General features: G+C 62.7%; 1 protein-coding gene. It reads right to left on the bottom strand.

The genetic code is table 11. The features are described from left to right. Positions 1-108: 108 nt before the first annotated feature. The gene (locus tag ACO550_RS39375) at positions 109-1,335 is read right to left on the bottom strand and encodes a bifunctional alpha/beta hydrolase/OsmC family protein (RefSeq protein ID WP_485995175.1); all 1,227 of its coding nucleotides are present in this window, start codon (positions 1,333-1,335) and stop codon (positions 109-111) included. Between the last annotated feature and the right edge of the window lie 316 nt (positions 1,336-1,651).

The raw sequence follows: 1,651 nt of genomic DNA, 5'->3' as shown, positions 1-1,651 counted from the left end.
CCGCCGATCCGTCCGCATGTCTGCCTTGCCCCTGATCTCGCGCCTCATCGCCGCCGATTTGGGCAGTTACTTACTGCCGCGGCGTCTGTACGGGCGACGATCTGGCGTTCATTGTTCGGGCGTTGCCGCCGTATCGATCCGGATCTCCGCATGCAGTGTGCGGTGAACCGGGCATTTCTCCGCGATATCCATTAAGCTCTGGCGCTGCTCCGGGGTGAGTGCTCCCCTGATTAGGATTCGGCGTTCGATGCGATCGATCATCCCGGTTTTGCTTTCGCACGCCGCGCAGTCCTCGGCATGGACCTTCGCATGACTGAGCTCCACTGCGACATGGTCGAGCAGTAAACCCTTGCGCTCCGCATACATTCGCATTGTCATCGACGTGCATGCGCCGAGCCCGGCCAAGAGCAGATCGTAGGGATTGGGACCCGCATCGTCGCCACCCATCGCCGCAGGTTCGTCAGCGACAAGCACATGCCGGCCCACGCGGACATCCTGCTGATAGCGCCCCTGATGGGACTCGGCCACTTGGACACCCCCTTCGGCCAGCGACGCCTCGTCGGATGCCACATCGGCGATCGGCAGATAGCGCTGCGACCAGGCCGCGATCATGCTGGCCGCGTAGGCCGCCGCCTCGCGGTTCTGCAACAGATGATCGGCGCCATCGAGCGCGACATAGCTTTTCGGCTGCGCCGCCGCCGCGAAAATATCGAGACCGTTCGTTACATCCACTGTGTCGTCGGTGGGCGATTGCAGCACAAGCAATGGCCGTCCAAGACTGGCTACGTCGGCAAGCAGCGCGTGATTCGAGACATCTTCCACGAATTGTCGTGTCATACGGAACGGCCGGCCAGCAAGCTTCACGTCCAGTTCACCTTCTGCCTGGATGCTCTCCACCTTGTCGCCTAGCAATCCCAGCACATGGCGAGGATCGCTCGGTGCGGCGACGGTGACGACTGCCCGCACCTCCGGCAGCCGTTGCGTCACACCCAGCACCGCCGCGCCCCCGAGACTATGGCCGATCAGCAGTAAGGGGGCCATTGCTCGCGCCCGCATATAGGTCGCGACGGCTTCGATGTCGTCGAGATTCGACGAAAAGTTCGTGCTGGAAAAATCACCGTCGCTGGCGCCGATTCCGGTGAAGTCGAAGCGCAGCACCGCAATACCCTGCTGCATCAATGCCCTGGCGATGCGCGACGCGGCTAGGCTGTCCTTGCCACAGGTAAAACAGTGCGCAAACAGCGCATGACCGCGCACCGGCCCGTCAGGCGTCTCCAGCCGGCCGGCCAACGTGCCGCCGCGGCTGCCTGGGATCTCGATTCTCTCGACGCTCATCGCTTCATGCCTCCTGCAAGTTGTCGTCCGGACCGCCGGAAAACCGACTGTCGCATCACGGCATCACCGTATTCGAGACGCCCTCGGCTGTGCATTCATCTCATGCGTGGACTCCGTTGACCTGAGCGGGCCCGAAGCGACTGAAGTCATTATTCCGCATGAACGCCCCAAGTACTAGCGCAGCTTCCGGAACACCGCGCGAAGCTCCCCGGCAAAGAGCTGCGACTGTTCCCGGGCGGCGAAATGACCACCTTTGTCGGCTTCGTGGAAGTAGATCAGGTTGCGATAGGCGCGCCGGGTCCAGGTCTCCGGCGAT

It is taken from the genome of Cupriavidus sp. (genome assembly GCF_057315035.1).
This window is presented reverse-complemented; position numbering and strand designations above follow the sequence as displayed.